Source organism: Paenibacillus sp. 2TAB26 (genome assembly GCF_052115145.1).
Lineage (GTDB): Bacteria > Bacillota > Bacilli > Paenibacillales > Paenibacillaceae > Pristimantibacillus.
Genome location: NZ_JBFRGC010000006.1, coordinates 53,979 through 78,252, shown reverse-complemented (window position 1 = coordinate 78,252; position 24,274 = coordinate 53,979). Strand labels below are relative to the sequence as shown.

The 24,274-nt window shown below is 47.6% G+C and carries 21 protein-coding genes; 8 read left to right on the top strand and 13 right to left on the bottom strand.

Going from position 1 to position 24,274, the window contains the following annotated elements; all coding sequences use genetic code 11:
* Positions 1 to 40: 40 nt before the first annotated feature.
* Entirely contained in the window at positions 41 to 616 is a 576-nt protein-coding gene (locus AB4Z50_RS07825; protein WP_076268486.1) for a TetR/AcrR family transcriptional regulator, read from the bottom strand.
* A gap of 243 nt (positions 617 to 859) precedes the next feature.
* On the opposite strand from AB4Z50_RS07825, the gene ytxJ reads away from it, so the two are divergent.
* Positions 860 to 1,198: a bacillithiol system redox-active protein YtxJ gene (ytxJ, locus tag AB4Z50_RS07820; protein WP_076268487.1), complete on the top strand. Its 339-nt coding sequence runs from the start codon at positions 860 to 862 to the stop codon at positions 1,196 to 1,198.
* A gap of 77 nt (positions 1,199 to 1,275) precedes the next feature.
* Here the strand turns inward: ytxJ and AB4Z50_RS07815 are convergent, their stop codons facing one another.
* Complete coding sequence (locus tag AB4Z50_RS07815; RefSeq protein ID WP_441877723.1) at positions 1,276 to 2,715, bottom strand: amino acid permease; 1,440 nt, start codon at positions 2,713 to 2,715, stop codon at positions 1,276 to 1,278.
* 273 nt (positions 2,716 to 2,988) lie between these two features.
* On the opposite strand from AB4Z50_RS07815, the gene AB4Z50_RS07810 reads away from it, so the two are divergent.
* From AB4Z50_RS07810 to AB4Z50_RS07800, 3 genes are all read left to right on the top strand, one after another.
* Complete coding sequence (locus AB4Z50_RS07810) at positions 2,989 to 3,603, top strand: PH domain-containing protein (protein WP_441877719.1); 615 nt, start codon at positions 2,989 to 2,991, stop codon at positions 3,601 to 3,603.
* Between the two features lie 185 nt (positions 3,604 to 3,788).
* Positions 3,789 to 4,505, top strand: a complete 717-nt coding sequence (locus AB4Z50_RS07805; protein ID WP_441877717.1) for a winged helix-turn-helix domain-containing protein — start codon at positions 3,789 to 3,791, stop codon at positions 4,503 to 4,505.
* Positions 4,483 to 6,621, top strand: coding sequence for an ATP-binding protein (locus AB4Z50_RS07800; RefSeq protein ID WP_441877715.1), 2,139 nt, complete (start codon positions 4,483 to 4,485; stop codon positions 6,619 to 6,621). Before AB4Z50_RS07805 ends, AB4Z50_RS07800 begins: the two co-directional genes overlap by 23 nt.
* A 72-nt stretch (positions 6,622 to 6,693) precedes the next feature.
* Here the strand turns inward: AB4Z50_RS07800 and AB4Z50_RS07795 are convergent, their stop codons facing one another.
* The 8 genes from AB4Z50_RS07795 to AB4Z50_RS07760 form a co-directional block, all read right to left on the bottom strand.
* Positions 6,694 to 8,700: a copper amine oxidase gene (locus tag AB4Z50_RS07795; RefSeq protein ID WP_441877713.1), complete on the bottom strand. Its 2,007-nt coding sequence runs from the start codon at positions 8,698 to 8,700 to the stop codon at positions 6,694 to 6,696.
* Positions 8,701 to 8,987: 287 nt separating this feature from the next.
* The gene (locus tag AB4Z50_RS07790; protein ID WP_441877711.1) at positions 8,988 to 9,860 is read right to left on the bottom strand and encodes a hypothetical protein; all 873 of its coding nucleotides are present in this window, start codon (positions 9,858 to 9,860) and stop codon (positions 8,988 to 8,990) included.
* Positions 9,861 to 9,989: 129 nt separating this feature from the next.
* Positions 9,990 to 11,216, bottom strand: a complete 1,227-nt coding sequence (locus AB4Z50_RS07785) for a pyridoxal-phosphate-dependent aminotransferase family protein (RefSeq protein WP_441877709.1) — start codon at positions 11,214 to 11,216, stop codon at positions 9,990 to 9,992.
* On the bottom strand, positions 11,213 to 12,499 hold the full coding sequence (gene allC / locus AB4Z50_RS07780; protein WP_441877707.1) for an allantoate deiminase: 1,287 nt from the start codon (positions 12,497 to 12,499) through the stop codon (positions 11,213 to 11,215). Before allC ends, AB4Z50_RS07785 begins: the two co-directional genes overlap by 4 nt.
* A gap of 31 nt (positions 12,500 to 12,530) precedes the next feature.
* Positions 12,531 to 13,901 (bottom strand): allantoinase, encoded by a 1,371-nt coding sequence (locus AB4Z50_RS07775; protein WP_441877705.1) that lies wholly within the window; start codon positions 13,899 to 13,901, stop codon positions 12,531 to 12,533.
* A 205-nt stretch (positions 13,902 to 14,106) separates the two neighbouring features.
* Positions 14,107 to 15,180, bottom strand: a complete 1,074-nt coding sequence (locus AB4Z50_RS07770; protein ID WP_441877703.1) for an ABC transporter substrate-binding protein — start codon at positions 15,178 to 15,180, stop codon at positions 14,107 to 14,109.
* A 57-nt stretch (positions 15,181 to 15,237) separates the two neighbouring features.
* Entirely contained in the window at positions 15,238 to 16,092 is an 855-nt protein-coding gene (locus AB4Z50_RS07765) for an ABC transporter permease (protein WP_441878021.1), read from the bottom strand.
* A 41-nt stretch (positions 16,093 to 16,133) separates the two neighbouring features.
* A complete protein-coding gene (locus AB4Z50_RS07760) occupies positions 16,134 to 16,895 on the bottom strand; it encodes an ABC transporter ATP-binding protein (RefSeq protein ID WP_339206353.1) in 762 nt (253 codons plus the stop codon).
* 218 nt (positions 16,896 to 17,113) lie between these two features.
* Between AB4Z50_RS07760 and AB4Z50_RS07755 the strand changes: the two genes are divergently transcribed.
* A complete protein-coding gene (locus tag AB4Z50_RS07755; protein WP_441877701.1) occupies positions 17,114 to 18,784 on the top strand; it encodes a PucR family transcriptional regulator in 1,671 nt (556 codons plus the stop codon).
* Between the two features lie 206 nt (positions 18,785 to 18,990).
* On the opposite strand, the gene AB4Z50_RS07750 is transcribed toward AB4Z50_RS07755, so the two are convergent.
* A complete protein-coding gene (locus tag AB4Z50_RS07750; protein WP_441877699.1) occupies positions 18,991 to 19,788 on the bottom strand; it encodes a YheC/YheD family protein in 798 nt (265 codons plus the stop codon).
* A 191-nt stretch (positions 19,789 to 19,979) separates the two neighbouring features.
* Here AB4Z50_RS07750 and AB4Z50_RS07745 point away from each other — a divergent pair, with 191 nt between their 5' ends.
* The 3 genes from AB4Z50_RS07745 to AB4Z50_RS07735 are packed head-to-tail and all read left to right on the top strand — an operon-like array spanning position 19,980 to position 23,229.
* Entirely contained in the window at positions 19,980 to 21,230 is a 1,251-nt protein-coding gene (locus AB4Z50_RS07745; protein WP_441877697.1) for a hypothetical protein, read from the top strand.
* 13 nt (positions 21,231 to 21,243) lie between these two features.
* A complete protein-coding gene (gene sbnA, locus AB4Z50_RS07740) occupies positions 21,244 to 22,191 on the top strand; it encodes a 2,3-diaminopropionate biosynthesis protein SbnA (protein WP_441877695.1) in 948 nt (315 codons plus the stop codon).
* Between the two features lie 48 nt (positions 22,192 to 22,239).
* The gene (locus AB4Z50_RS07735) at positions 22,240 to 23,229 is read left to right on the top strand and encodes a 2,3-diaminopropionate biosynthesis protein SbnB (RefSeq protein ID WP_441877693.1); all 990 of its coding nucleotides are present in this window, start codon (positions 22,240 to 22,242) and stop codon (positions 23,227 to 23,229) included.
* Positions 23,230 to 23,357: 128 nt separating this feature from the next.
* On the opposite strand, the gene AB4Z50_RS07730 is transcribed toward AB4Z50_RS07735, so the two are convergent.
* A complete protein-coding gene (locus AB4Z50_RS07730) occupies positions 23,358 to 23,723 on the bottom strand; it encodes an IDEAL domain-containing protein (RefSeq protein ID WP_441877691.1) in 366 nt (121 codons plus the stop codon).
* Between the two features lie 224 nt (positions 23,724 to 23,947).
* Positions 23,948 to 24,184 carry a DUF6953 family protein gene (locus AB4Z50_RS07725; protein ID WP_441877689.1) on the bottom strand — a complete coding sequence of 79 codons (237 nt, stop codon included), beginning with the start codon at positions 24,182 to 24,184 and terminating at the stop codon, positions 23,948 to 23,950.
* Positions 24,185 to 24,274 lie beyond the last annotated feature (90 nt).

The following is a 24,274-nucleotide window of genomic DNA, read 5'->3' as shown; positions in this document are numbered from 1 at the left end:
CTCATTCGGTCATTTCTTTGTGTAAAAAAAGGCATCCAGGTTATTCCGGAGCCAATCCTACTTGCATATAGAATCGCAATTTTTCCGCTACTTGCTGTTTGTTCAGCGGTTCATGCGTTTTTTTCCATTCTACCGTAAGCGCCATATACAAGCGGAGCATAACAAACGCAGTCATTTCTGGATCACAAGGCTTAATCTCGCCCTTATCGATCGCCAGCTGGATTTGATGTTGAATATAACCAACGACTGCCTTCTCTATTTGTTGTATACCCTCCAGCGCCATGGGCGTACCAATCTCGCGTACCTCATGCGATAGCTTAAGTGCAAGCTCATGTTCCTCGCGAAAATCGAGCAGCTGCTCGAGCGCAGCGTTCAAATTATCGAAGAATAATCGATTAGGATCAACAACCTTTTCTGCAACCTGCTTCATTTCAATAATAAGCTTCTTCATAATTTCGTGGAACAACTCTTCTTTATTCGTAAAGAACGTGTAGATCGTCCCTTTGCCCACATTCGCAATTTTCGCTACCTGATCCATGGTCGTCGCCTTATACCCAAACAATGCGAACGACTTCCCCGCAGCATTCACAATCTGCTGTCGTCGATCAATGGCCATTCCTTCACCTCCGAGCATTTCATTCCTTTATCACTTTAAAAACTGACCAAAAAACTAAAACGGTCATTTAGACTTCCGTTATCATAGCACTCTCCAGTTCCGATTGCAATACCCGATTCATACAATAGCAATATGGCTCAAGGCATAACGACAAAAAAATGACTTTACTCGTCAAAAAGCGCTATACTATATGTACGATTTTAATTAATTTCTGCACAGCAGATTAAAAGGAGTGTTCCCCTTATGTCATACAAAGAAATTACGTCCATTGAAGAATGGAACAACGTCTATGAAGCTTCAGCTACTCGTCCACTCGTTATATTCAAGCACAGCACAACTTGCCCGGTCAGCGCTAACGCTTACCAAGAATTCAATCAATATCTTGATGGGAAACCAAGAGAAGATGTGGAATACGTGCTTGTAAAAGTTATCGAATCGCGTCCGGTTTCCAACCAAATCGCTGAAGATACTTCCGTTAAGCATGAGTCCCCGCAAATAATTTTTATCGAGAAAAAAGAAAAAGTGTGGACAACGTCCCACTGGTCGATTACTAAAGCTCATATTACAGCTGTACTCGACTAATTTTTTTATAAATTTTATTAAAAAAAGCTTCCAGCCTAATGCCTCAGCGCATAACGGTTGGGAGCTTTTTTTTCATACTATTCCTCCGGATCTAACTTACATTCTGCCAGCGTCAGCATTCGAGTACGATACTTCCATTTGTGTCCGATAAAGATGGCAAGGAAAAGGGGAATGCCGATGTAGGAGGCGAAGATATAAGCCCAATCAATACGGCCATCCTTGAGCGCGCCGATAAACTGACCGCCAATCACAACAATACAGAGCAGCATAGCTAGGATCGGACCAAACGGAAACCATTTCGCCAAATAGGCCAGATCCTCTAGCTTATGGCCTTGTGATACATAAGCTCTGCGAAAGCGGTAATGGCTAATTGCAATGCCAAGCCAAACGATAAAGCCAGACATCCCCGAAGCATTCAGCAGCCACACGTAGACGACGCCGTCACCGAAGAAGGAAGCTAAGAAAGCGAGCATGCCAAGAGCCCCCGTCGCAAGGAGCGCCGCTACAGGAACCCCGCGCACGTTCAGCTTTGCCAGAAATCGAGGGGCCTTCCCCTCCTTCGCCAGCACCCAAAGCATCCGCGTAGAGGCATACATACCGGAATTGCCCGCTGACAATACCGAGGTCAATATGACTGCATTCATAATTGAAGCCGCTACGGCAAGACCTGCTCTCTCGAAAATGATCGTAAATGGACTCGTCGAAATGTCCCCGCTCGCGAGCTGCGCGTTTGAATAAGGGATCAACATGCCAATTAGCAATATCGCCAATATGTAGAACAAGAGGATTCTCCAAAAAATAGAACGGATGGCACGCGGGATATTCTCGCGAGGATTCTCACTCTCTCCAGCCGTTACTCCAATTAGCTCCGTTCCTTGAAAAGAGAAGCCAGCTGCCATAAACACGCCTAACGTAGCTAAAAAACCAGCAGGAAACGGATTGTCCGTCAGATTGCTTATGCCAACCGCTTCCCCATTCCAAATGCCGATCACCATCATCAAGCCGATAGCGATAAACACGATTACCGTCACAATTTTGATCATGGCAAGCCAGTATTCCGATTCGCCATACCCCTTAACAGACAGAAGGTTAAGGCTAAGCATTAACAATAGAAATAGACCGCTCCACAAAATAGACGGACTGTTCGGAAACCAAAATTTCATAACAAGCGTGGCCGCAGACAGCTCCGCCGCAATCGTTATCGCCCAGTTGTACCAATAGTTCCAGCCAAGCGCAAAACCAAGCGAAGGATCAACAAAACGCGCTGCATAGGTGCTGAACGTTCCAGACACAGGCATATAGGTAGCCATTTCCCCTAAGCTTGTCATCAGAAAATATACCATAATGCCTATCAGCGAATAAGCAAGCACCGCTCCTCCTGGCCCAGCAGAGTGAATGGCACCGCCACTCGCAAGAAACAACCCCGTGCCGATAGAACCCCCAAGCGATATCATGGTCATATGCCGAGCCTTTAGACCTCTGCGCAGCGTGTTCGAATCCTCTCGTTGCTCACTCATCGTCACGTTCCTCCTTTCCATCTCCTCAGTTTGTTGAATTTCCCGTATTTTATCCATCCGATAAAAAGTTTAGTAAGACAATTGATTGAAAAATAGTAAGATAAGCCTCTCTATATAAACGCAGCAAAAGTTTGTGAATAAGCCGCTAATAAAACAGATGATTATCCAGTATCACACAACGCTAAAATACGACAAATGGACTATCATATTTTCCATTTTTTAATATATAATGAGTAGGTGTGAATTCCACGCAACGATGAGAGGAATGGTAAAATGTTTGGTAAATTAGCAGCAGATGCCCTTGGAATAAGTGATATTGGCGCGATCATCAAGCCTGCAGATTTCAGCAAGGCTGATGCTGACGATTATGTCATGCACGAGGATAATGAGAAGATTTATTTTCTCATTAAGTCAAAAACCGACGAATATTGCTTCACGAACCTAGCACTCATTCATCTTGACGGCAAAAGCGCCTTGAGCAAAAAACGCACATTGAAGCGCTACTCTTACAGTGCTAATCAAATTTCGCAAGTTGCATTAGAAACAGCTGGAACAGTCGATCTCGATGTTGAAATCAAGTTCACGATTGGCTCAGTGCCATTCTCCATCGATGTCAACAAGAAGCATATCGAAGAGCTGAAAGACCTTTATAAAGCACTTATCAAAATCTCAGAAATTACACGCGAGAACGAAATCTCGCTTGAATATGCAAGACGCAGTCTGGATCTCGCATCCACAACGTTGCAGCAAATCCATAAAGGCGACTTCAACGTCGTCGAACAATTCGACGGACTGAACAAATCCGCGTTCAACTGGCTTGTAAATACGCACAAGCAATATCGCATCAAGGATTTTGGCGCTATTTTTGAGCGTTATATCAATAATTAATTCGGACGTTTAGACCTTATCATCACAAAGCAGATCCGCTCATTTGAGCCGATCTGCTTTTTTCATACCAATTACATCACTTTCATGTAATATTACCTAACACAAATATTGCGCAAAACCATCATTCGAGTATATATTTAAAGAAATGGTTGCCATACATATCACATGCGAAGAGGTGATTCAACTTGCCAGGTGAACTCATATTAACCGTTGACGACGAAGTTAGAATCGGCGAGCTCGTGGGCATGTATTTATCCAAGGACGGCTTCCGCCATCTGAACGCAACGACAGGCAAGCAAGCAATTGAATTAACGGAGAATGAACAGCCTTCACTGATCGTGCTGGACGTTTTGCTTCCAGATATGGAGGGTTACGAGCTTTGTGCAAGGCTAAGACAAACAACCGATGTCCCGATCGTATTCCTCACTTGCAAGGATACTGAAATCGATAAGGTTGTTGGCCTAAGTGTCGGCGCGGATGATTACGTTAGCAAACCTTTCAGCCCAATCGAACTAATCGCCCGCATCAAAGCGCAGCTGCGTCGAAATCGAATCGTCAGCCATCGGCAAGCTGACATCACTCCCTCTTCTGTCATTTCCTCTGCACATGTCGAGCTTCGCATCGATGCACATGAGGTTTACGTCGAAGGCAAGCGAATCGAGTTGTCCACCAAAGAATTTCAACTGCTCGCCTACCTGATGCAAAACGCGCGGCAGGTGCTTACAACAGAACGATTACTCAGTCATATTTGGGGCTACGAGAGCAGCCTCGACACCAAAACCTTGCAGGTACATATCGGGCATTTGCGCAAAAAAATAGAACAAGTCCCATCCACTCCTTCGCGCATCATTACGATTCGCGGTATTGGATATAAATTCGATGAACCGATTAAAGAGCATTAAGTCTCTCCTCCAGCCGCGCACCTTCGCTTTCCAGATGCTTGCGGCTATGCTGACCGTCTCCCTCATCCCGCTATTGCTTTTATCTGTATTCGCCGGACAAACCGTATCTTCACAGCTCAATCATTTCAATGAGCTGAATACCGCCATGATTGAGAAAAATTATTTCAGCATGTATGAAGCCAACATTGAAGAACAGGTCCGGGCGATCGATACCGAGCTGCGCCTTGTCGAGGATGCCGTCTTGCTGGCCAAAGCACTCGCAGAATCTATTTTTTCCACGGAAAATCATGCTGAGGTTCGGCCGCTCGTTTTCAAGTATGACCTAGCACAAAAGCGATTTATAGAGAAGCAGCCTGATGGCATGGGGGTCGTTTCTATCCGAACAGACAACCCGCTGCAATATCCAACACCGGAGCAGGCTTATGATTTAGCACGCAGCAAGGCTTTATTTCCACTTTTTAAATCTGAATCGTCACGGAAGCAAAACATCGTTTCGATTTACTATATTCATCCCAAATCCGGTTCCTATTATTATCCGGAATTTATTGCTCAAGATTCCGATGCTCCCTCGAAGCCTATTCATCTTCTAACTTCATACAACTTTTATTCCGATGCGCTTAACGTCAGGCCAAAGTCGAACCGGGTGGCATGGACGAAGCCCTACCTCGACATCACGCCAAGAGGCTGGATGTTCACAGCTACGACGCCTGTCTATGATGAGAATCGAGTCCTCAGAGGAGTCGTAGCGGCAGACGTGACGATTGAGCGTTTCGTAAATAATGTGCTGGATACTAGATTCGCCGACGAGAACGGCATTGCATTGCTGCTAGATACGGATCACGAGCTTATCGCTGCCCAGCAGCATGGCGCCAACGAGATTCAACAGCTCGATTTAGCCCAGCTCTTCAGTAATGATACGTTAAACAGCTTCCGCAGCATGCAGCTAGACGGTCAGCAGAAGGTCGTCTTCAGTCGCTCTATCCCATCAACAAATTGGACACTTGGCTATATCATCCCTGAACATAAACTGCTTGAACCGATCCACTCAGCCACCCTTATGCTTTCTGCCCAGACGAGCGACAAGCTTATCGTCCAACTTTCCTTGCTCGGCTTAGTCGCGGTATGCTTGAGCGTTCTACTTTCTTTCTATTTACGATCTAAGATTTCACGGCCCGTCAATATGCTTGCCGAAGCATTCGCTGAGATGAGTGAGGGACAGTTCACCTCCTCGCTTGAAGACACATGGTCACTCGAATTCAACCAACTGCTGCACGCCTTCAACCGCATGTCGCACAAAATTCAGGAGCTCATGGAGGAGCAGACCGAATTAAATCATCAGCTTGAGTACAAGGTCGAGCTGCGAACGGAAGAGCTTCGTGATATGAATAATGAATTGGAAGCACGTGTTGATGAGCTGCTTCGACTAGAGCATTGGCGCAAGGAGCTGCTCATGAATATTTCACATGATTTAAAAACGCCGATAACGTTGATACGCGGTTATATCGAGGCTATTAACGATGGCACCATTAGCGGAGAAGATACTGGCATCTTTTTGAGCAGAATTTCTGAGGACATTCAGACGATTAATCAGTTCGTTCGCAACTTAAATGAGCTAAGCTTACTGGAAACGAGACAGCTTGAAGCTAAGTTCACTTCTTTCGCAACAGATTCTTTCTTTCATGCAATGGTCAGCAAATGGGAACCCTTCATGAAGCTGGAGCAGCGCCCCTTCCATACAAGAAAGCATGCCAGCGGCGGGCGATTGCGTGGCGACAATCATCTAATTAGCCGCGTAATCGACAATCTCATAGATAACGCGTTGAAATATTCTACCGGCAGCAGCCCCATTACTTTTACATACGAACTCACTAGTCATACTGCAATCTTTCGAGTTATCGATATCGGATCAGGCATACCCGATGACGCATTGCCTTATATTTTCAATTCCTTCTACCGTGTAGATAAGTCAAGAAACAGCGGTATCCCCGGCAGCGGTCTCGGCTTATCCATCGCCAAAGAAATCGCCGACATTCATGGAGGCCAGCTAACCGTTATACCAAACGCAGAAGAAGGCCATGGTTGCGTTTTCTCATTAACTCTTCCTCTATCCAACTAACGACTCCACAATAATAAGAGCCTGCTCATTCGCCCTTTGCGGCAAATGAACAGGCTCGTTTTAATTATAATGCTACTCTGTCTTATTCAAATCAAGCGTAGGCGTTTCATTAAAGAAGTTGAAAGGTTTAATCATCGCCGTCACCCATTCCGTAGGCATGATCGGGAATTCTTCTGCCCGCATGACATGCGTCGTCCCTGTCGTCAGCCATACAACCGTATCCTTGTTCTCAATACTGCGATTTTGCTGTGTCCATAGGCCAAGTCCAGTGTCTTTGTTATGTGTGGTATATTTGCCTTCAGAATAAAGCTCATCTTTCATGTAAGGCGTTACCCAAATATGATTATTTATAAATTCCGCACGTTTCAATACATAGTCCGTTTTCGTGAAGAGCGGCTCCTCCATGAATGGATGAGTGCCCCCTGCGTAAGGCATAACCTGATAACCTGTTGCATAGCCCAACTTATTTTGTTTGGACGTATTCGTCACTAGCACGATTTTGTCTGCATCAAATTTCTGAATCGCGTCCTGTTCAACTTTGTACGTCTTCTCCACCGTTATCATCTCGCTCCGTGCAAATTCCGGATTTTTCACCGAGATAGCTTTCGGCAAAATTTCCCCTACGGAGTTCGATTCTCCATCCACATCTAGATCCAGCCTGTAGCTGAAAATATGCTGATGCGTAGGCGCCACAATATTCGCATCTACGAGTTTACCATTGCGCGTATCCTTTTCAGCGGTTTTATCCGCCATTGTTTTCGAATCGACCGCTTTTACCTGAGCGAGTCCCGTTGCACCAGCCATAAGCTTAATCGAACCATTTTGTAAAAACACCCAATCTAAGACATAATCATAATTGCCAATCGTAGCTATAGCTCGAAGAACGAGTTCACGACGCTCTCTTGCATCGCCATTGTGAGACCATTCCGGATCTGCATATCTTTCAAACAAAGCAAAAGAATTTTTAATGATTTGTGCTTTTCCGTCTGTGCCGTTAAGGGCCGCATCAAACATCGTCGCATTTTTTGGAACATCGGACCCTATATTAAGCGGCCTTGTCGACAAACCAACGCCATATTCACCAGCATCCATAAATATTTTGTACAGCCACGCCGCATCTGGATCGCCGTACGGCACCATCATGCCGCCAAGACCGCCTTCATACATAATTTTGCGCTTATTCCCATTCTCTGTGTAAGATACAGTGGATACCATAGGCCCTACACGTGGGTCTAGGCGGAAATGGAACTTCCAGTTCTGCCAGTCCACCATCGTGCCTTTGACCGAGAAGCTCGCACCTTGAGGCTGGCTGATAATGAGAGGCTTGATCTCGTCAGTCCGTTTCGTCTTAATGACCTTCGTATAATCATTAGGGTCTTTCGAAACTGGAGGATTGCCTGACTCATAAATTTTCAACACTTTCTTCGTATTCAAATCAACGAGGAAAGCTAGACCATCCATCGGATGCGCAAAGTTGTTAACCGCACCTTCAATCTTCGGACGCGGAACTGACATCGCTAAGCGCGAGCCTGGCGGCGTAAGCTCTGGACCGTAATCGCCAAGCGGCCCATCTGCGAATGACACCTTGCTTAGATCGGTTATGCCATGCCTTGCTAGAGCGGCTACAGCTTCCTTATCTTTTTCAACTATCGCTTCCGTCTGGCCCCATTCTGTGTAGAAAGGCCATCCTTCCTTCACTTCTTTCCAGTACACCACTTTATCTGTATCCAAATTGACTGTTCCTTCATACGGCTTATTTCCCTTTATAAGCGTGAAAGCTGCTTCCCTTGGCAGCTTAGAACCGCCAGCATCATCCCAAGCCCATACCCGCTGTTTATCAGGCTCCTCCAGCTTAATTTCTGAGAAATACATGTCCTTGCTGCCATATTGCGATGATTTAATTATATTCGCTGCTTCTTCTATTTCCTGCGGGCTTAGCGGATTAAGCGGATGGTAGACGATCTTATCGATCTCTGCAGCGCTTAATCGACCTAAGCCGATCGCCCCTGGAAAGATATTAATAGAAGCAATGACAACGGACGCTGCAATAACGGATACAATCATTTTTTTCTTTCTCATCGTTTCCCTCCAATTATTATTTCTCTACTATTTCTTTACTAGACCTGCCAGTAGCTCCTCGCGTCTCTCTCATCGCATCCCTCATTTTCCATTGTTTATGTTATATACTCTAACATTTGAAGGTAATGAATCACGGTCATCAAGGTAAAAGAAACTTAATAAATTACCCCCATTTCGGTAAATCTTTTCAGCAAAAAAAGCCTATCCGCATAAACAGCAATCTCCCGCTTCCATCAGGAAGCAGGAGATCGCTCATGCAGGTAGACTTCTATAAAAATTTGATTATTTTAAACTTGAATAACGAACGGCACTACAATGGTTTGACCATTTCTTTGAAATTGGCCCCACACTTTGTACAGCCCTTCTACCGGAAAACTAACGCCAAAAACGGCCTGCGGACCCGATGATGCCCAGTTAAGCGGATGGATATGAATGAATTGCTGCGTAGACTGATCAATCGCGACAACATGACCTACTGCACCAAGATAAAGCTCTAGATCCTTAATCGGCTCCCCCGTCTTCTCATCCGTAAACGTATAGGTCATCGTTAACATCGTCTGCGGTAAAATGGGTTCAGCAAACGCAAGCTCTACTCTCATACCATCAACATTCGCTGCCAGATCTTCACTTGGTTTCAAGACGGTCGTCTCGAACGCTGCGCCCTGCACCTCAACCTCCCCCATGCGCGTAAGCTCATTCATCCCCTTCGGCAAAAAATCCGCATACAGCTTATAGCCGCCTCCCGAAGGCAATGAAATCGGAACCTCGAATTCTCCTCCGCCATTATATACAGGATGAACATGCTGAAAATGCTGCAAATCCCCGCTCACAACAATAAGATGCATCAGCTTCTCGTTTGTAATCTCGTAAGCTTCAACAGCTGCCCCATTTCCATCATCAATAGAGATGGAAAGCATTGAAGAGACACCCGCAGAAGGCGTCCCTTGCGGCCATGCAACGTTCATCTTCACAGCTTTTTCCGCCGCCGTTTCCATGCCAGCTCCCGAATGCCGATGACCCAATGACAACGCATAAGGATCAAGAAAGGGGTCTGACAAATCTCCCGATGCATTAGACCAATCCACCTCTTGCAGCAGAAACGCCGTCACAAAAGCAATCATCAGCATCGTCATCATAACTGTCCACTTGTGCTTCGCCATACCCATTCCCCCACTTCGATAACATCACTATGTGGTCATTGTATAGGTACGGGGTAAATCTAAAGCCACAGCAAAGTAAAAATAAAGTAAAGTCTTTATAAAATGTAGCGACATTTCATGTCCAACATTTTACATCCCATAAACATCCATAGCCGCCTGCAGTGCCCGGCCTGCAACCAACTGATAACCGTGTCGCAGCAGAACGGCTTCCAGCGCGCCGAGCGTAAGCAGCACGTTGCGCTTGCTGCAGCTGTAGCCCATCGTGCCGATGCGCCATATTTTCCCCTTCAAGGGACCGAAGGAGCTGGCGATCTCGATGCCGTAATGATCAAGCAGCATCGAACGTACAGATTCTCCGTCTATGCCAACCGGAATTTCAATACAAGTAACGACGGTCATTTTGCAGGCGGGGTCGCCATAGAGACGCAAGCCCATTGCCTCCAAACCAGCAATCAATGCCCCTTCATGCTCACGATGCCGTGCAAAACGCGCCTCCAGCCCCTCTTCCAGCACGAGCCGCAGCCCTTCACGAAGCGCATAAAGCATGGACGTCGCTTCCGTATGATGATTAAGCCGAGCCGGGCTCCAATAGTCCTGCAGCTGACTCAAATCCAAGTAGTTGCTTTGTATCGGGCGCAGCAGCGGATCCTCCTCGTCGTCAGCGAGAAGCAGCCCTCTCTCAACCTTTTTGCGGCTGAGCAGCTTCACCTCAGCACGTTTATTGTACGTAATCGGCGCCATGCCTGCCGGTACGGATAAACACTTCTGCGTGCCGCCAATTACCGCATCGATGAGCAGCCGGTCAGTCGCTACCTCAATACCGCCAATTGTCGCAACAGCGTCCACGACGAAGAGCGCATTCGCTTCCCTGCACGCTTGCCCGATGCCTTCGAGCGGCTGCATTCTTCCCGTTGATGTCTCGCCATGCACAAGAGCTACGACATCAGGCTGATGCTCCTTTATGGCATTAACTATTTCCTCCGTTAAAAATACACTGCCCCAATCTTTCTCCAGCGTTACAACCTCAGCACCGCAGCGCTTCGCAATCTCGGTCAGCAAATGGCCGAAGCGTCCATAAATCGGCACAAGCACCTTATCGCCAGGCTCGATCAAGCCTACGAGAACAGCCTCTATCCCCGATCTCGACGTCCCATCCACAGGGAATGCCCATTCATTATCGGTCTTAAATAATTGGCGCAGCATCTCCATTGTTTCATTCATTAATGCCGTAAATTCTGGGTCAAATTGTCCCAATATCGGATACGACATCGCCCGCAGCACCCGCGGATCCACCTCGACTGGACCTGGTGTCATAATCGTACGCGGTGATGGCGCCAAATCTTTGTACAGCTTCATACTTCTTCCCCCTCATAGCCTAATCGATAGAGCAGCTCTGTCAGCACGAGTACGCCAACCGCAAGCTCACGCGGCTCTGTATACTCCTCCGGTGAATGCGATATGCCTCGTCTACTTGGAACAAATAACATCGCAGTCGGACAAATATGCTCAAACATTTGTGCATCATGCCCCGCTCCGCTAACCATTCGTTTCGAAGAAATGCCCATTTCACCACAAATATGATCCATATGCTGTTTAAGCACCTCATTCATCGGAACCGGTTCTTCCCTAAACCACTCCGTCCCTTGAATCTGCAGTTGCCTCTCACCAGCCAATGCTGTAAATCGCTGTACGACCCAGCGGCAAAAGCTATCGAGAGCCTGTTCATTGGCATGACGCGCATCTACAGTAAATACAACCTTTCCCGGAACGACATTCGGTACATTCGGAAACACCTGCAGCCTGCCAGCAGTCGCCACTAATGGCGATCCAAGCCGCATAGCCTCTTGACGCAGCGCCCCAATCATCGCACTAACCCCTTCAAGCGCATCCCTGCGCATATGCATCGGAGTTGTTCCCGCATGATTCGATTCGCCAATGACTTCAAACTTCAATCTTCGCTGGCCAGCAATTGTTTCCACTACACCGATAGCGACGCCTTCCTGCTCCAGCACCGCCCCTTGCTCGATATGGATCTCAATAAACGCGCCAATATCATGACGGCGGCTATCCCTGCCCGTTCCTTCACCAAAGCCGCATTGCTGCATCGCATCCGCAAAAAATACATCTTGAGCATCCTGCAAATGAACAATTTGCTCAAAGTTTCGTTTGCCGGCGATGCTGCCCGATCCCCAGTAAGCCATCGGAAATCGGCTGCCTTCCTCTTCGCAGAGGGATACAAGCTCCAGCGTTCGCTTCGGCTTGCCGAATTGCTTTTGCAAATAATCAAGTGCAAGCAAACCCGCCGCAATGCCATAGGCTCCGTCATAATGCCCGCCTTGAATAACCGTATCAATATGTGAGCCCGTTATAATAGAAGGCGCATCCGGATCGTCGCCTTGTAATTTTCCGAATAAGTTGCCAACGTTGTCAAACTCCGTCGTTAGACCGCAGCTCTCCATTTTGAGCGCAAGCGCTTGCTGCGTCTCCAGCCATCCCTCGGTATAAAGCAGCCGCGTTATGCCGCCTTCTTCATCCGGGCTATATGTTGCCAGCCAATTTAATACTTGCATAACCTGCGTCTCGAAATACGATAATAGCCGTTCCTTCTCTCTCGGATGGGAAAGCACACTTCGCATCATAGCTGCTCCTCCTTCCATTAACTTAAGCCTATTACCTAACCCACTCGCCTTGCATACTCTCGCTTAACCCTTCCGATTCTTCATAGACAAGGCGACCCCTTACATAGGTAGCCTTTATTTTGCAATGAAGCTCTTCACCGACATATGGACTATGCTTATGACGTTGATATAGCTGCTCCGCTTCCAGCGTATAAGACTTGTTCAAATCAATCAGCACAAGGTCAGCGTCTGCACCAATGCGTATTTCACCCTTCGAATCTTGCAGTCCAAATCGTCTTGCCGGCCCGCTTGCCAGCAGCTCGCTGATCAGCGTGAGCGGCAGCCCCCGCTTCACATGGCCTTCTCCCACAATGAGCTCTACCGAGCTTTGCGCTCCGGCGATACCGCCCCAAGCATCAAAGAAGTTGTCCGCCTCCTTCATCGAGGCTGGACAAGGCGAATGATCCGACGAAATCATATCCACTCGCCCTTCGGCAACGGCATTCCACAGCTTCGCCCGCTCCTCGGCATCTCGCAGCGGCGGAGAGCATTTCGCCACCGCTCCCTTACGGTCCAAATCAGCCGCTGTTAAAGCTAAATAATGCGGACAGGTTTCAACCGTAACGTTCATCCCGCGCTCACGCGCAGCCGTAATCAGATTAATGCCCGCCTCGCTGCTAATATGAACAAAATGAAGCGCACAGCCCGTTTGCTCCGCATAAAAGAGTGCCCGATTGATAGCCTCCAGCTCAGCAATAATAGGCCGCGAGGCCACATAGTCAGCTGGCGTCAATCGTCCTCCCGCCCGCATCGCTTGACCAAGCTTAGCAACAATCGGCTCGCTTTCGGCATGAAGGGCTAGCACCTTGCCGAGACCCGCGATGATCTTCATGCCTTCGAGCAGCGTATAATCATCCACCTCTCGAAACGCGTCCTCACTCGGATCACCAGGCGATGACATGAATGCTTTAAAACCAACCACTCCAGCTTCATCCAAAGGCGCAAGCTCATGCAGCTTGCCAGGCACCAAACCGCCCCAGATGGCATAATCCACATAGGACCGCCCCTCTGCAGCCGCCAGCTTCTGGTGCATAGCATCCACAGTGACTGTAGGCGGAATGCCATTTAGCGGCATATCAATATAGGTGGTGCAGCCGCCAGCAGCGAGAGCAGCAGACCCCGTCTCAAAGCCTTCCCACTCTCCCAAGCCCGGCTCATTCAGATGGACGTGTACATCAATCATGCCAGCCATAATGGTTAAGCCCGCTGCATCCACTACCGAATTCGCCTCTATATCATCGAGATTCTCGCCAAGCACAACAATACGTCCCGCTTTGATTCCTATGCCCAGCATCCGCACTTCATCCTTCAATACGACGCTGCCGCTTTTGATCAATACATCCAGTTTCTCTCGTCCGACCATCTCACCCTCCGCCTTTCATTGCCCAGTCACTTTTATGCCGTTTATGAGCCGAATCTGCCAAATCGCGTAGCAGCTGCGATGCTAATGAAATAAACCGCGGACAACGAGGTCCGCGGCCCTATTAACTACCTATTTGTGTAAAACTAATCATCTTCAGGAGATGAGCATGTTTTAACCGCACTCTATTACTATTTCAGCTCTATTTTTATTTCAGTTCAGTAACTATCAAGCTTGCATCCACCTCTTTCAGCAGGCTCAGATCATGATAGGTAGCTGGAGCAGGAATCGATTTGATGTTGCCGACAGATTTCAGATACTCGCCGACAGCAGGTCCGTTGCTTCCATTCACGTAGGTATCGCCAACYTCCATCGAATACACATTCCGTGACATGATTTGAGTCAGCTCTTCCTCACTAAGGTGCAGCTCAGGCGCTAATGTTTTAATCGCTTCCTCACGGTTGTCATTGATATAATCCGTCGCTTTCTTCAAAGCGCGCAGGACAGCTTTTAAAGTGTTCGGGTTTTTCTTAAGGAAATCATCTGAAACTTGGATCGTCGTATGCACGCTCATCCAATTCACATCACCTTGCTTGTCAGGAAGCTCGCTCTTCGTGCCGCTGAAGAGGAACTTGCCGCCGCCTTGAATCGCCTTCGTAATGAACGGCTCCCAAGCAGCCAACGCATCGATGTCACCCTTCTCCAAAGCGACAACCGCGTCGCTCGGTGCAAGATTTACATATTTGATTTTGCTTGCGTCTACGCCAAGCTCTTTAGCCATGTTATTGATTGCAATCGTAACGTCAGCTCCGCTTGGAATACCAATCGTTTTGCCTTCAAGATCCTTCGCGCTCTTCAGCTCAAGCTTGCTTGAACCTACAACCGCTTGCGTGCCAGCAATTTGTGCGAGCGGCGCAATGATTTTGACCGGAATGTCTGTTGATTTCAAAATAATATCCATAAAGTTCGTTTGAATACTTACAGGTGCGCTGCCGCCAGCAACCATCGGTCCGATATCCGGCCCGCTCTCGATCAGTTGACTCGTTACATTAAGCCCTTCTTCCTTGAAATAACCAAGCTTGTCGGCAATAATTTGCTGCGATGAGATTTGTGCATCACGAACACCAACTAGCGTTAGATCTTTCATCTCAAGCTCAGTGGATGCCGGCGCATTTGCATTTGCATTTGCTGGCGCCTTCTCGTTGCCGCCGCACGCAGCAAGCACAAAAGTTAACGACGTAAGGACAATTGCAGATTTAAACCATTTTCCCGATTTTTTCATTGGTATTCCCTCCACTTATCTCTTTTTAGTTGTACTGCTTCAGCTTCGTATGTAGCGTTACTTCTCGATGGCATCTCGAAGTCCGCCTTTACGCCAAGCCATTACCCTCTTCTCAACCAGCTTCAGCAGGTAAGAAAACAAGCTATATTCTAGGCCAATCAGAATGATGGCAATGAACATATTCGATATTTTAAAATAATTTCTCGCATCTACGATGATGTAGCCAAGCCCTGATTTGGCCCCCATCATCTCGGAGACGATGAGCGCTGAGAAGGATAAGCCCAGACTCACCTGCGCGCCAACGAGGAAATTCGGAATGGCTGACGGCAGCATCACTCTCGTGAAAATTTGCCGCTCCGTCGCACCCAGGCTGAGCGCAGATCGGATCAGCGTGGAAGGCACCGACTTAAAGCCGTCTAGCGTGTACACCAGCACCGGGATAAACGTCGTCCACGCAATAAGCAGCACCTTCGGAAACTCGCCGATCCCAAACCAGATAATAAACAAGGGCAGCAGCGCCAAGGTCGGAATCGGGCCAACTAAGTTAAGAATGGGCGAAAACCATCGTTCAACCGTTTTGAACTTGCTCATGATGACGCCAACCCCTACCGCCACCGCACTTCCGATAACAAAGCCAAGCGCAATTCGAATCGTACTAGAGATCAAGCTGTCTGTAATAATCCCCGTCTTCGCGAGCTCCCAGCCCTCCGATAGCAGCACGGTCGGTGCAGGAAGAAAGTTCGGATTAAAAAACTTTGCCGTTTCATTCACTCTAGAGAACAGCTCCCAAAAAACGAAAAACATTATGGATGGGAGGATGTTATATTTCTGAAAAAACTGATTCATTGCCGATGGCCGTTTGCCTCGCGCCTGCTTGCTTATTACTGTCGTCCCCGTCCGTGAAGCCTGCATGCTTCCTGTGTCCTTCACGGTAGATAATTTGGCTCCGTTCATTATGACCCCACCTTTGCTTGCGCTAGCTCCAGATGCTCCTCATCCATAAGAACCCGTTCAATGCGGCTCATCATTTCGCCAAAACCAGCAGAATGGGAAGATCGCGGATGTTTAATTCCGACCTCAAAAATTTCTGCAATTTCACCATGCTTCATCACGACAACACGATCCGCGAGATAAACCGCTTCGCTTATGCTGTGTGTCACGAACAGGATTGTTGGTTTGAGCTGACTGCAAATCTTTTGCAGCTCTACTCGCATCGTCTCTCGCGTCAGTACGTCCAGTGCGCCAAACGGCTCATCCATTAGCAAAATGTCCGGCTTGCTCGCAAGCGCCCTTGCAATGCCTACCCGTTGCTTCATACCCCCCGACAATTCACCAGGATAATGTCCGGCGTATTGTTCCAGCCCTACCAACTTCAGAAACTCCATTGCGGTTTCCTTCGCCTGTGCTTTTGGCATCTTCTGCACTTCTGGGCCGAAGGCAATGTTGTCCTTTATGGTCATCCAAGGGAATAAGGCATGATCCTGAAATACCATTCCTCTCGACTTGGAAGGCCCCTTAATTTCTTCTCCATCTACGGTAATCGCACCATCATCAGGCAGAAGGTAACCAGCAATCATATTTAACAGCGTCGATTTGCCGCATCCGCTATGGCCAAGTATGCAAATAAACTCATGCGAGTTAACTGTAAGATCTACATTTTTCAAAATCGTTCTGCTTCCAAAGCTTTTCCCAACCTGATTCACCACTAATTTCATTTGTACCAACCCCAATCCCTTGTTGTTGTCAGGTTATATAACACAAAATTGTTTTGTAGCTACATCATAATCCGAATCCATGTCATTGTCATTGTGCATAGTAGCTAAAAATATCCCATATTCCTTGCATAATCCGCACAATCATATATTTACACCCCGCTGCATAGATGATATATTGTGTCATATAATCTAACATAAAAAGCATTGGCGGTGTGGTTATGCTCCTAAAAGAACTCTTATCTCTCCCGGTATATGCGAATGCAAAAATACTTGCCGGACATGATGGCATGACAAATAGCGTCCAATCGGTCAACATCATGGACGCTCCAGATATTATTAACTATTTGAAACCGCAGGAATTGCTTCTCACGACCGGTTATGCGATGAAGGATCAACCAGAGGCTCTGCTCTCACTCGTCAAAAGCATGGCTGAATTCGGATGTGCCGGTCTAGCGATTAAGACCAAACGTTTTTTGCAGGAGGTGCCAAGCGATGTGCTTCAGTGTGCGGAAAAGCTTCATTTTCCGATTATAGAGCTGTCTCTGGCGCATTCGCTGGGTGATATATGCAACGACTCACTTAGCCATATTTTGGAGAAGCGCACGGATGAGCTGCATTATGCATTGACGACACATAAACAGTTTTCACAAATGATCATGCAGGGCAAAAGCACCGTCGATGTCATTGAAGCATTGTCGCTTCTCATCGACTCCCCGGTTATGCTGATCAATCCACAAGGCGGACTTCTACATCGTTCAAACGCTATGACAACGGATTTGTATCTTGCATTGTCGTCCGATCTTCAAGCAGAGCTGATCTCACCCTCGCTGCACAGCTCTTATAGCATCCCATTTACTTCTCCAACTTTCATTGGCGCACCTTTTACAGCTGTTGAGCTGTACCCGATTGTTACCTTTCAGCTAGAAGGATTGTTGGTCGCTTTGACGAGCGACAGCAGCAAACACTTCAGCAACTTAACGAAACATGCAATGGAACAAGCCGCCAACGTCATCGGACTCGAGCTTATCAAGAAGCAAGCGGTCAAAGAGCGGTCGCGGCGTTATAAAAATGAGTTTTTCTCCGACTTTGTTGATGGCCTCATTACCTCTGAGCAAGAGCTTATTCATCGCAGCAAAAACTATGATTTGTTGAATCATCCCGTTTACGTCAGCATTGTCGCTAAGCGCGACACCTCTTTTGATTCTTTTCGTCCGCCAAGCGCACTCGAATCTGATGGCCGCTTTATATCCGAGCGTGACCGCCATTACAATGTACTGAAAAGCGAGTTTTCGAAGCTTGATTTGCGTTTTGTACTTTTTACGAAAAATGAATACTTCTGCTTCCTTATCGCGCTTAAGGCAAAGCAAGATGCTGCCAAAGGCACCGAAGATAAGTTTTTAGGGCAGCTGAAGCAAATGGTGCTTTGCCTAAGCGAACAGCACGGCATCCCCATCTCGATTGGCATCGGGAATCCGATATCACAGCTCACACAAGTCCCTTTATCCTATAAGGAAGCGATCGAAGCGCTGCAAACAGGTTACGACGCGCGAAAGAAGCAGTTTGTCCAACCTTACCGCGCCAAAGATTTCAGCAACTTGCTGCGGATGATCCCAAAGGAGGAGCTCAAGGAATATTACGAGGAGACGTTCAAGGATTTATTAAGTATTGAAGGCAAGGAGCGCAGCGATTTAATGAAGACACTCAGCACCTTCTACGATACGCATTGTCAGCTTGCTGAAACGGCAAAGCAGCTGTTCGTGCATCGCAACACCGTCACCTATCGCCTCGAAAAATGCGAAAGGCTCACCGGCCGCGATTTGCGAGATCCCGTGGAGAGCCTTCGCTTCCGCACCGCATTTTCGATGCAGTTGATGTTCATGACAGACTAAGTGCAAACTTGAGCACTCGACTCGTATTACTTTCCACGCTGTAAGGGCATATTTGTGCTTACCAGCAAGATTTCGAGCTGATCTTATGTCAATTGCACCTAATATGCATATATATGTGCTTATTAGGTGCTAACTCTGGCACTTAGGTGCTGTTAGAGCATCCGCGCCCTTAAAGCGGTTAGTCGAGCTTGCCCACTCACACCGCTCTACCTAACCCCGCGCTTCGCCTTTTTACAGTTCAGCTTGTAGGTTTTTCCGTATGCCTTGCCGTAGCGTACGATTTTACGAAGCATCGATTGGTCATCAAGCAGTAAGAACGGGCATGGATCAGGCAGCGTATTAACTTCAAGTATCCATGGCTTAAGTTCGCGATCAAGCGCAAGATCAACACCTAATTCCTTAATGCCGGGATAAGTCTGGTGGAGCTTCATTGCGGTGAGAACGCCAAGCTTATCCATCCCATTCAACATACGCCGCCTCACTGGCGCACTCATATAACGCCTCAGCAAATACCCCGTTGGATAAATCGTTCCTCCCTGACTGCCATTCGTTACAATTTTTCGAGGATGTGCTACTCTGCCCAAAGTTCCCGTCGCCTCCCAACCCCCGTGCGGCGACTGCTGCACCACGAGCCTTATATCAAACGGACGCCCCTTATGCCTCAGCAAGCGAATCCCTTTTTGCACTAGGTAAGCCTTCCTTTTCGAATCTCTCAAAATAGACTGATAAGCCGCTTTATAGGTGAAAAAAGCCAACCTTTTCTCTCCAAGCTGGTACGAATAGGGCCGAAAGCCCTCCTCGTCAAGCACTACCCTCATCACACCTCTCCCCTGTCCACCTCTGATCGGCTTTACATACACCATCCCCCACTGTTTTAACATTTTAAGCAGGCTCTTCCTTGTCATCATCTCCGCTTCCGGCAAATGATTCTTTAACACCGAGTCACGTCTCATCACTTCCGATTTGGCCCACTTATCCGCAACCGTACGACGATGTTTTTTCATAAACGATATAGCAGCCACCCTCTCTCTCACAATATACTACTGCCTCATGATTCACTCTTATTAGCATACGAAGCTTGAACGAAATGGATGTAGGCGTTTGTCCCCATAATCAGAACCTAGAGGCGCAAACAACATATGCTTAATTAACGCATTCATTCGAGATATTTGTCCTACAGGAGGCTCAACACCAAATGTCACCATTAGCTCTGCTTCATCCGCATATCAAGCGAATCGTCCAGCATCACCCCTGGTACAACACCCTTCTTCAACAGGATGGAATAGATCCGCAAGTTTGCCAGTTGTCTGATCTTCCGCTCATCACGTCGGACATTTTGGAGCAGCATTATTTTACAGGGAGAGCTCGAGAAGAGGAAGGTTTGTCCGTTTACAGAACCTCAGGCACTTCATCAGGCGTTCGCAAGGCGATTTATTATTCAAAGGAAGATGACGAGAGTTATATCGATGCAAAAACAGCCTGCTTTCAGGATTGGCTGACCGCCAGCGCCAGTGCAGCCAGCACTGCCGCTGAGCCTCCCATCCCTATTCGCAGAGCATTAGCCGACATGGGTACAGGGCATGCAGCAAACACAGCGCTGACCATCTTTGAGCGGCTTGGCCTAGCGGCAGACTCCCTGTCGTTCTCGCTCCCGATTGAAGAGCATATTGCGAGGCTGGAATCTTATCGACCAGAGCTTCTTTATACGATGCCGTCGATTTTGGATGCTATCGTCTCTCACGCGAAGGAACCAAAGCAGTTTGGCATCAAAAAAATAATAGTAGTCGGCGAAATCGCACCGCTCCAGTGGCAGCACAACATGGCCGAACGGTTCGGAATCGAGCCGCAGCATATTTTAGACACGTATGGCTCGATTGAAGTAGGAGCAATCGCCTCCTATTCACATGAGCTTGGGCTATATGTCATCGCTGATGGCATTTATGCCGAGGCAATACCGGCGGAGCAAATCGACGACAGCTTTGAACCGCTGAAAGAGAACGAAGCCGTTCTCGTATTGACCTCTTTTGTACGTTCATTGTTCCCAGCTATGAGGTACGTCACCTACGACGTCGTGCGTGATTTTCAAACCATCTGCATAGACGGCAAGCAGCTGCAATGCTTCAGCTGTATCTCCAAGCGAATCGGCACGGATTTGAAGCATGGGGAAAAAATCAGCCTATACGATATCGAAAATGTCGTACACCAATACATCCATGACGCACAGCTTCGAGTAAGACTCCGTGAGAATAAGCTGCTTGTTCATATTCAAAGCAAATCGCTGAAAGATGAAATGCTTGTCCATATTAAGCATGCTATCGAGCATAAAATTGGGGACATTGGACAAATGATTCAAAATCGCATGCTTGAGGGCATTTCGGTAACACGCGCAGCGGAAAATGAACAACTTGAACGCGGGACGGTGAAATCCAAAAAAATTTATTTTTAAGGGGTGTTAGCCTTTGGAGAGAAATTTGTTGTCCATCATCGGGAATACGCCGCTCGTTCAGCTCTCGAAGCTGTTTGCGAACGATCGCGGCATTAAAGTATTCGCAAAGCTTGAATTGCTAAACCCAGGAGGCAGCGCCAAAGACCGATCCGCCGCCCGTATTATTAATAAAGCATGGGATGAAGGCTTGATCGGGCCCGGCTCCGTCATCATTGAGTCCAGCTCAGGGAATATGGCGATTAGTCTCGCTGCCATCAGCTCCTACCTCGGCATGAAATTCGTAAGCGTCATTGATCCGAAGGCGACGCAGCAAAATATCCGCATCATGCGTGCTTATGGCGCAGAGATCGAACTGGTTGAAGAGCCTGATATTGTGACAGGTGAGTTTCTGCCCGCAAGGTTAAATCGAGTACAGCAATTATTAGAGCGCATTCCCAATAGCTTCTGGCCGAATCAATATGCGAATAAAAACAACTATTTGTCTCACAATGAGGGTACGATGCACGAAATTGTTGAAGAGCTGGGCCATGTCGATTTTGTTGTCGGCGGCGTCAGCACCTGCGGCACCATGTTAGGCTGCTCGCAATATGTGCGCGAGCATAAGCTATCCACGAAAGTGATAGCTGTCGATGCGGCAGGTAGCGTTATTTTCGGAGGAGTGAACGGCAACCGCCGCTTCCCGGGACTTGGAACAGGTATCATACCGCCCTTTGCCCAGACGAGGTTTATGGATCAAGCTATAAAGGTAGCCGATAAAGATATGGTCGATGGCTGCAGACTGCTCGTTGTGCAGGAATCGATTTTGGCAGGACCTTCCTCTGGCGCGATTATCCATGCCTTAAAATCGATCGAGCACGAGCTGCCCGATGATGCCATATGCGTCGTTATTATACATGATCGCGGAGAGCGATACATGGATACCGTATTCAACGATGAGTGGGTAAAGCAGCAATTCGGCTGAATCCGCTCTGAAATTTAGCACACTCCCTAATCCAAAAACGAGAGGAACATGACCGTGCTATATCTCGGCGATGAACATATTCGCACTATCGGATTGCACTGGGAAGAGCTTGTTGACAGCATAGAGGTTGCGGTGCAAATTATCGATTCAGGCGATTATGCACAGCCGATAAAGCCCTACCTGCGTTATCGCAATCCAGCTAATCGCATCATAGCTATGCCTGCTTACATCGGCGGGTCGGTAAAGACTGCCGGTATGAAGTGGATCGCCAGCTTCCCAGGCAATATCGACGCCGGTTTGCCAAGGGCACACAGCGTCACACTGCTCAACAACGCAGAAACAGGCATTCCTTACGCCATGCTGGGCACCCCGCTGCCGAGTGCTGCCCGGACAGCTGCAGTCAGCGGTTTATTCATCCGCCATTATCTAAAAACACGCACCGCATCAAAAAGCTTAAAGATTGGAATCATCGGCTTCGGACCTGTAGGCCGGCTTCATTATGATATGTGCTGTCGCCTATTCGGAGAGCATTTAGAGGATATACAGGTGTATGATATACGCGGATGCGAGCTGGATAACCCTGACCTCGCTGCTGTGGACGCTGCTCTGCGCCACCGTACGCGTCTCGCCAGCAGCTGGCAGCAGTTATATAACGAGTGCAATCTCATTATTAATTGCACAGTAAGCTCTCAGCGTTATATCGATACTCCTCCCGCTGAAGGCACTCTTCTGCTCGATGTTTCTTTACGGGATTATACAGCTGCAGCTATAAGCAGCATTAACGCGATTATCGTCGACGATTGGAATGAGGTTTGCCGCGAAAATACTGACATTGAGCTGCTGCATCTTGAGAGCGGCTTAACAGAAGCACAAACCAGCTCCCTAACCGATGTGATCTGCCGCGAAGCGCTTGCCAGCATCTCCGATTCGGAGCCTATATTATTTTGTCCGATGGGTATGGCCGTGTTTGATATGGCGATAGCCGATTATTTCGTCCAGCGAGCGCAAGCGCTTGGAATCGGACTACAGCTTAAGTAATGCTCCCAGCGGCAAGATGGCTATATGCCGCTTCACGGGTATACAAAAAAGGATGACACCAGCGGCACGCATGGCATCATCCTTTTTTTCGTTGGTGCTATGATGTGATAGGAGGCAAGCCTGCTCGATTAAGCAGATTGACCAAGTCGATTGACTGGAAATGAATATACCCTCGAACGTTCTCCAGCCTCAGCCGCTTCTTCGCTAGCTTTCTTCGCATTGGTCAGCTCCATAAACCAAGCCTCGTCCCATGTATCTAAAGCTAAGTCAATTGCATTTTGAAAAACCTGCGCATCATTTATAGTAATTTCGGATACGTTTTTGAGCCATGATGAACGAACGGCTACAGTTTTCCCTATAACCTCTACGTTATCCGACTTTACAACGCTCACGGTTACAAATCCTTGCAAAATATCGATGGTTTCGACAAAACCATGAATGAGCTCGCCATCTTTTGTTTTACCTTGTACCCAATCGCTTATGTTGAATTTCATCTCCAAACACCACCTATCCCTAATAGTAAGAATACCCGTTTAACTGTAACTTTTTTTGGTACACTTGCTTTAAAAAAGTAGACGCTTCTTTTATGATTAAGCTACGTCCTATTGGTGACTTCCATACTGTAAGTTTAATGATTACAGTTACCTTTGTCAAGTTGTTCATGAGAAATGGACGTTATGGCTTTAACGCCCAGCTTCCCACTACAATAATATGCGGTTTAGCTCCAGCCCCAGAAGAAACCGTCTCTCTCCCAAGCGGCCTTTCCCTTATGAAGCTTACGGAACATTTTTTTCACTTCTTTGTCGATTGAAGCGTTGCCGTGCTCATTCACATATATAAACGATTCGCCAAAATGGCTTTTTATATGCTCAACTGCGGCGCTTTGATGCAAAATCCCTTTTTCCTTCAATTCGTTCAGCATCCATTCTGCAACCTCATTAGCAGTATAAGACATCGCTCTCACTCCTCCATTAAATAAACGCTGTAACTATAGCACACTTCGTCCTCCCTCTACAATATAAGGAGTCGCTGTGCGCATTGACAG

Coding starts and splice junctions, on each gene's coding strand:
- AB4Z50_RS07795 (WP_441877713.1), bottom strand. CDS start 8,700: ATGAGAAAGAAAAAAATGATTGTATCCGTTATTGCAGCGTCCGTTGTC.
- AB4Z50_RS07755 (WP_441877701.1), top strand. CDS start 17,114: ATGCTCCTAAAAGAACTCTTATCTCTCCCGGTATATGCGAATGCAAAA.
- AB4Z50_RS07725 (WP_441877689.1), bottom strand. CDS start 24,184: ATGTCTTATACTGCTAATGAGGTTGCAGAATGGATGCTGAACGAATTG.
- AB4Z50_RS07810 (WP_441877719.1), top strand. CDS start 2,989: ATGTTTGGTAAATTAGCAGCAGATGCCCTTGGAATAAGTGATATTGGC.
- ytxJ (WP_076268487.1), top strand. CDS start 860: ATGTCATACAAAGAAATTACGTCCATTGAAGAATGGAACAACGTCTAT.
- AB4Z50_RS07730 (WP_441877691.1), bottom strand. CDS start 23,723: ATGAAATTCAACATAAGCGATTGGGTACAAGGTAAAACAAAAGATGGC.
- AB4Z50_RS07825 (WP_076268486.1), bottom strand. CDS start 616: ATGGCCATTGATCGACGACAGCAGATTGTGAATGCTGCGGGGAAGTCG.
- AB4Z50_RS07815 (WP_441877723.1), bottom strand. CDS start 2,715: ATGAGTGAGCAACGAGAGGATTCGAACACGCTGCGCAGAGGTCTAAAG.
- allC (WP_441877707.1), bottom strand. CDS start 12,499: ATGATGCGAAGTGTGCTTTCCCATCCGAGAGAGAAGGAACGGCTATTA.
- AB4Z50_RS07760 (WP_339206353.1), bottom strand. CDS start 16,895: ATGAAATTAGTGGTGAATCAGGTTGGGAAAAGCTTTGGAAGCAGAACG.
- AB4Z50_RS07745 (WP_441877697.1), top strand. CDS start 19,980: ATGTCACCATTAGCTCTGCTTCATCCGCATATCAAGCGAATCGTCCAG.
- AB4Z50_RS07775 (WP_441877705.1), bottom strand. CDS start 13,901: ATGGTCGGACGAGAGAAACTGGATGTATTGATCAAAAGCGGCAGCGTC.
- AB4Z50_RS07750 (WP_441877699.1), bottom strand. CDS start 19,788: ATGAAAAAACATCGTCGTACGGTTGCGGATAAGTGGGCCAAATCGGAA.
- AB4Z50_RS07800 (WP_441877715.1), top strand. CDS start 4,483: ATGAACCGATTAAAGAGCATTAAGTCTCTCCTCCAGCCGCGCACCTTC.
- AB4Z50_RS07790 (WP_441877711.1), bottom strand. CDS start 9,860: ATGGCGAAGCACAAGTGGACAGTTATGATGACGATGCTGATGATTGCT.
- AB4Z50_RS07765 (WP_441878021.1), bottom strand. CDS start 16,092: ATGCAGGCTTCACGGACGGGGACGACAGTAATAAGCAAGCAGGCGCGA.
- AB4Z50_RS07735 (WP_441877693.1), top strand. CDS start 22,240: ATGACCGTGCTATATCTCGGCGATGAACATATTCGCACTATCGGATTG.
- AB4Z50_RS07785 (WP_441877709.1), bottom strand. CDS start 11,216: ATGAAGCTGTACAAAGATTTGGCGCCATCACCGCGTACGATTATGACA.